The organism is Tritonibacter scottomollicae, assembly GCF_003003215.1.
GTDB classification, from domain to species: domain Bacteria; phylum Pseudomonadota; class Alphaproteobacteria; order Rhodobacterales; family Rhodobacteraceae; genus Epibacterium; species Epibacterium scottomollicae.
This window is the reverse complement of record NZ_PVUF01000044.1, coordinates 1-6311: the sequence shown is the minus strand read 5'-3', so window position 1 is coordinate 6311 and position 6311 is coordinate 1. Positions and strand designations below refer to the sequence as shown.

Genomic DNA, 6311 nt, shown 5'->3' with positions numbered 1-6311 from the left:
CCTTGTGTGCGCAGCAAGGCTGCACCTATGAACTCACAGAGTGTGATCGTCGGAAACACCGGCTGTGAGGCCAGCCATGTTTTGTCCGCAGCGATACCCTGCGATAGACGCTTATCAAGCCAAAGGTCATAGTCGGTAGGATCAAAGCACATGCGGTCGAATGATCCTGCTCGCAGGTCTGGCAGGATTTCCGCCAATCTCGCTCCAATGTCATCCCGTTCGATGGGGCGCGAGCTGGACCACAAGGGAACCAGCGGATGGTGGTGCTGGTGGCAGATATCAACACCTCTGCAAAGCCAGTCGCCCCGCAAGGCAATGTGCCGCAATGGATGGGGCTGATCGGCTGCATGCTCACGCATGCAAAGTGGACAGCCCCGAATGATCGGGTTTCGTAGGGCCCGCGAGACAAAGACTTCCTGCCGAAATCGCATCCGGACGTCTCCGATGCGTTCACCTGTCCATGAGAGCATTTCGGCGAGCTGCGTGGCCGACAGCCCTGCGCGTTCTGCAAAAATCGCGACCGCCTCTTCGTCCTGCTCCAGGATACGCCGAAAGGTGGTACCGAGATCGAGGGCGAAGTTGGCAGCGTCGGTTCCATTCAGGATTGCCATGCGCGAAAACAGCGACGGGAGCGTCTCGCGGTCAACGGGCTCCACCGTAAGGGCAAGTTTCCTCAGCAAGTACACCTCCTAAGCGCTCAGATGCTCCATGTGTTTTGATACGCGGTTCCATAGCCGTTTCAGGATCGGAAGCGAAGTCGCCATTCGCCGCAAACGCGGATGAGACATGTGCAAAGCCGGGGCCCGGTAGGGATGCTACCGACGTGAACGGCCCAGTTCTGCCGTTAAGTCCCTGACCGATCTCCGCGGTGCAGCTTCACCAAACCGGCCATCCGTGCATTGTGCAGCATTTTTCCTGCGCCAAGGTCCGTTGCGCGGACTTAGCTGACTTTTGATCCATTCGGTCCAACAGCCGGTATCAACTCGTAACTGTGTATTCGGCGAAACTTGCTCGAAAACACGCAATGCAGCGAAAATCGGTAACGAGTTTTTTGGGGCGCCGTCGGCGGTATTGAGATCGCTATGGTATTTAGACGAACACAGACCTTTGGGTTATGTCTGGTTTGATTATCGCGGTCTTGGTTGGCTCCCGCGCACAAGCACGGGAGCCTTCTTCGTTAACCTAGAAGAACCCAAGTTTGTTGGGGTTGTAGCTGACCAGCATGTTCTTGGTCTGCTGATAGTGGTCCAACATCATCTTGTGGTTTTCGCGTCCGATGCCGGATTGTTTGTAACCTCCAAAGGCCGCATGCGCTGGATAAGCGTGATAGTTATTCACCCAAACACGGCCTGCTTCGATTGCGCGGCCCATACGGTAGCAGGTATTCATATCCCGCGACCAAACGCCAGCACCAAGGCCGTACATCGTATCGTTCGCAATTGCCAAGGCTTCTGCTTCGTCCTTGAAGGTTGTGACCGAAACGACCGGGCCAAAGATTTCTTCCTGAAAGACGCGCATGGAATTGTCGCCTTTAAAAATCGTCGGCTGGATGTAGTTACCGCCTGACAATTCGCCACCAAACTCCGCAGCTGCACCGCCAATAAGAACTTCAGCGCCTTCTTCACGGCCAATGGTGAAGTAAGACAGGATTTTCTCTTGCTGGGCGGTACTGGCTTGGGCGCCAACCATCGTTTCAGGGTCACGTGGATCACCGTGCTTGATCGCTTTCACACGTTCGATGACGCGCTCCATGAAGGCCTCGTAGATGTCTTCCTGCACCAAGGCGCGTGACGGGCAGGTGCAAACTTCGCCCTGATTGAAGGCGAACAGAACGAAGCCCTCGATCGCCTTATCAAAGAACGCATCGTCTTCGCGCATGATATCGGAGAAGAAGACGTTGGGGCTTTTGCCGCCCAGCTCAAGCGTGACGGGGATCAGGTTCTCGGTCGCGGCTTGCATGATAGTGCGACCTGTCGCCGTGGACCCTGTGAACGCGATCTTCGCGATACGCTTTGACGTGGCCAATGCCGCGCCAACTTCCGCGCCATAACCGTTGACGATGTTCAGCACACCCGCCGGAAGCAGGTCATTGATCAGCTCTGCCAAGACCATAATCGCAGCCGGTGTTTGTTCCGCCGGTTTCATCAACACGCAGTTGCCCGCAGCCAGTGCTGGCGCGAGTTTCCACGCGGCCATCAGAATTGAGAAGTTCCATGGAATGATCTGGCCGACGACGCCCAGCGGTTCATGGTAGTGATAGGCCACAGTATCGGCATCAATTTCGCTCATTGAGCCTTCTTGCCCACGCAGCACACTCGCAAAATAGCGGAAATGGTCTGCGGCAAGCGGAATGTCCGCGGCCATCGTTTCGCGGATCGGCTTGCCGTTGTCCCATGTTTCGGCTTGAGCCAGCAGCTCGAGGTTGTCCTCAATCGCGTCTGCGACCTTCAGCAAAATGTTTGCACGCTCGGTTGTCGACGTCGCGCGCCATGCGGCTTTCGCCTCATGCGCTGCGTCCAATGCCAGATTGACGTCATCGGCATCGGAGCGGGCGATGTCGTTGATTTTTTCGCCGGTAATCGGTGTGACGTTTTCAAAGTAGCGTCCGTTCACAGGTGGCACGAATTTGCCGCCGATAAAGTTGTCATACTTTGTTTTGAACGGAGACGTGTATGTCCCAGACTCAGTATGTGCGAGATCTTTCATTATTTTTTTCTCCTGAATGCCCAAGCCCTCCACCTGGGCTGAGGCATAACCTGACGAGGGCTTTCGCATCCGTCAGTAGGGCACAACAGAAAGAGTGGGTGATGTGTCTCATCTCTGAGACAGTTTCAGTCAGGTTTCGTGCAAGCCCAGCCGCTTCATACGCCGATAGAGCGTCGCGCGGCCCACACCAAGCTGGCGCGCTGCCTGTGACACGTTGCCGTCGGCCCGCGCAAGCGCACGCACCACGGCGGCGCGTTCAGCGCGCTGGAACCCTGTGGGGCCGTCTTCCTGGCCCAAAATATCAGCGGCAGGACGCGCGGCAAGCGGCCCCGTTCCGGCCAATCCAAACGCGCGGCGTGCCTCGCGGGTTGCGCCAATGACAAGGTCGTGGCTGTCCACGGCCAGCAGCGTAGCAGAATCCGCTTCACTGCTTTCGGCCACGATAATGCGCGCCGCGCTGAACGCCGCCCGAAAGTTGGCCTCTTCAATCGCGCGGGCGGTTTGCGCTACTTGCGCCCCTATCAGTCGATTAAAGGCCTCGGTTTGATCCGCCCGCGCCGAGGACACATCAAGCGCGGCCACGATCTGCCCGTTCTCGTCAAAAATCGGCGCATCAATACAGCTCATCCCGGTGTTCCGGGCATGAAAATGTTCGTCCTGATGAATGATCACACGGCGACGCTCGGTCAGGCAGGTGCCAATCCCGTTGGTTCCCTCACGCTCCTCGCTCCAGTTCGCGCCCGCGCTCAGGCCCCAGCTTTCAAAGGCAGGGGTGTCAGCATCCGACATGCGTTGGTCGAGGATAACGCCCTCGGTGTCCGTCATCAGAACCGCACACCCCGATTGCCCGACGAGCGAATACAACGCGTCCAATCGCGGTGCGGCGACCATCATGAACTTCTCGTAGACCTCCAACCGTTCCCGCAACGCAGCGTGTTCAATCTTGTCCGGTGCGCGTCGGTTGTTGGGGTCCAACCCGTGTTTCTGCACGGATCGATGCCAGCTCGCCGCGATTTGCGAACGTGCGGCAGCAGAAGCGGAACGTGTCGCTTCGAGAACTCGATCAGCGTGCGAAGTCTTAGGGTCCATCGGCCTTCCTATTATCGTGAAGGTGATCCTACCTTATGGCAATCGGTGCATCTGGCAAGATGATTGCAATTCCAACAAGCAGAACCAGCACAATCTGTTTGATATTGGCCGCGAAGTTGAAGGGATATTCTATTTGCGTATTCAATTGTGTTTAGTTTGTGTTTCGCCAAGAGATAGCCAAAGTAGCGAGATGCACTACTGAAGAAGAAGACTTTCGTGCAGATTGCAGCATCGGTATGAGGGGCTCTCTGCCGCCTTACGGCGGTGCAGCGCCGAGAGGCCGGCTCAAGCTTGCCCCTGGCCAACGGTGATCGGCTCAAGCCCAGCCCAATCACGACATTCATGCAAGGCGCAGCGAAGGCACTGCTGCGTGCGCGAAAGGCTTCCTGAAAGCGGACCTTCAAGTCTGCTCAGTTGACCCAGGGGATGCTGCAACCGGCTTCAAGGTCAGCGAAGCGCAGGAAGCAGCCCCTGCAAAACTGCAAACTATGGCCGCCATTCACGACAAACCCGGCCCTGAGCAGACCCTCATACTCGCTACGACGAAGGTCTGCTCCCAATCCGATTTGACCGATGCTTTGCAATCAGGGTCTCGATAAATGGAAGCGGAATTTTTCCTGTCTTGGTATTGGTTCGCAACGTTTAGAAGTGGGTGTCCCAGCGAGGATGGCGTTCATCGATAATTAGCGGGTGGCTGTGTCTGCGATGTCCTTTCAGGTGCGGATGATCGAGTGGCAGGTTGTCATGGGTGTGTTCGAGCTCGACAGGGTCGCTAGAGGGCCAGAACTTCAGCGCAGCAAGCATGCCAGCGGCAGCCAGTAGCGCGAGCCCCATAAGCGCCGGGATTATGCCAAAGACCGTCAACAGCCAGCCTGACAGTGGATAGGTCACCAGCCAACAAGCATGGGAGAGGGCGAACTGCGCCGCAAACAGCGCGGGGCGATCCGCGGCATGGGCGGACCGGCGCAGCAACCGCCCGGAAGGGGTGAGGACGGCAGAGTATCCAAGACCGATCAATATCCATGCCCCCAGAAGGGTTGGCCAGCCAAGGTCCGTTGCGAAGGTTGTCATCCCCAGCCCGAACAGAGTTACGACCATCAGCGCAGCACCGGCGAACATCACGGGCCGGTCTGGCAGCACATCCAGAGCGCGCGGTAGAGTCAGAGCCGCAGCCATTGAACCCGTGCCGAAGGCAAACATCGTCCAGGCCAGTGCGCTTTCTGACAGGCCGAGCGATCCGCGCACAAGCACGACAGTGTTGACCAGCACCATTGCCCCCGCCGCTGCAGCCGCGAGGTTTAGCGACAACAGCCCGCGGAGACGGGGTGTGGCAAGATAGATCCGAAGACCACGCGTCGTCCGGTCATAGATGCCCCGCGGCTCGGAGGCCTTAGGGCTTGGCAGCAGCACCGAAACAACCAGAAAGGCCGAAGCTGTAAATCCCGCAACAGTGCCAAGGAAAAGCGAGTTGTAGGACATCACCGCGAGCAGAAGTGCTGCCAGGGTTGGGCTGGCTATGTTTTCCAGATCGTAGGCCAGCCGCGACAGTGACAGCGCACGGGTGTAACGCGCCTCTTCCGGCAGAACGTCCGGGATCGTCGCTTGAAACGTAGGAGTGAAGGCGGCGGAAGCGGATTGCAGCAGAAAGATCAAGGTATAGACCTGCCAGACCTCGGTTACTAAAGGCAGCGCCAGTGCCACACCAGCACGCACCAGATCGAGCGACACAAGAAACGCGCGGCGTGGCACACGGTCTGCGAAGGCCCCCGCAACGGGCGCGATACCCACATAGGCCACCATCTTGATTGTGAAGACCGTGCCAAGCACCATCGCAGCCCTATCGCCGGCAAGGTCGAAGGCAAGCAAGCCGAGTGCGACAGTCGCAAGACCGGTTCCCAGAAGGGCCACGACCTGCGCCAGAAACAGATGGCGATAGGTGCGGTCAGCAAGGATGTCGAACATGGCGGACCTCAGAGATATCGGGCGATCATTCGCAGCTCAGAGAGATCTGCTGCGGGATCTTCGGCACCTAAGCATTGATCCATATGGTCGTGGATCAATGCCCGTTTGGCGTTCGTTATTGCCTTTTCGACGGCCTGCATCTGCTGGGCGATCTGAAGGCAAGGCTTACCGTCCTCGATCATCGCGATCACGGCACGCAAGTGGCCGTCAGCGCGTTTCAGCCGAGCGATAAGGGCGGGATGACTTGCATGTATATGGGGTTTTGTTGATGTGCCCCCATCGAGTGGTCCAATTTGAATGTTAATGCATCGTCGGCCTTTGGTCTATCAGGACGATGCTTTTGGGCGCTGGGGGCCGGTATCCTAAGGCGCTGTGGGGCCTAACCGTGTTGTAGTGGCGACGCCAGCGTTCGATGAGGATCTGTGCTTCACGCAGCGTGGTGAAGACCTCGCCGTTTAGTAACTCATCCCGGAAGCGGGCGTTGAAGCTCTCGCAGTAGCCGTTCTCCCAAGGTGATCCCGGGGCAATGAATGCGGTCTTCGCGCCCACGGCAC

The 6311-nt window shown here is 57.8% G+C and carries 6 protein-coding genes; all 6 read right to left on the bottom strand.

Features of this window, described 5'->3' with window-relative positions:
- The coding region (locus tag CLV89_RS21915; RefSeq protein WP_165798193.1) for a TniQ family protein at positions 1-680 on the bottom strand (680 nt) is incomplete at its 3' end.
- A gap of 502 nt (positions 681-1182) precedes the next feature.
- Positions 1183-2706: an aldehyde dehydrogenase gene (gene adh, locus CLV89_RS21910; protein ID WP_106165710.1), complete on the bottom strand. Its 1524-nt coding sequence runs from the start codon at positions 2704-2706 to the stop codon at positions 1183-1185.
- A gap of 129 nt (positions 2707-2835) precedes the next feature.
- Positions 2836-3795 (bottom strand): GAF domain-containing protein, encoded by a 960-nt coding sequence (locus CLV89_RS21905; RefSeq protein ID WP_207796993.1) that lies wholly within the window; start codon positions 3793-3795, stop codon positions 2836-2838.
- A 642-nt stretch (positions 3796-4437) separates the two neighbouring features.
- On the bottom strand, positions 4438-5757 hold the full coding sequence (locus CLV89_RS21900) for an MFS transporter (RefSeq protein ID WP_106165708.1): 1320 nt from the start codon (positions 5755-5757) through the stop codon (positions 4438-4440).
- A gap of 8 nt (positions 5758-5765) precedes the next feature.
- Complete coding sequence (locus tag CLV89_RS21895; RefSeq protein WP_106165707.1) at positions 5766-6050, bottom strand: metal-sensing transcriptional repressor; 285 nt, start codon at positions 6048-6050, stop codon at positions 5766-5768.
- A 7-nt stretch (positions 6051-6057) separates the two neighbouring features.
- Positions 6058-6311 (bottom strand): integrase core domain-containing protein (locus CLV89_RS21890; RefSeq protein WP_133166708.1); only part of this gene is annotated, 254 nt, incomplete at its 5' end.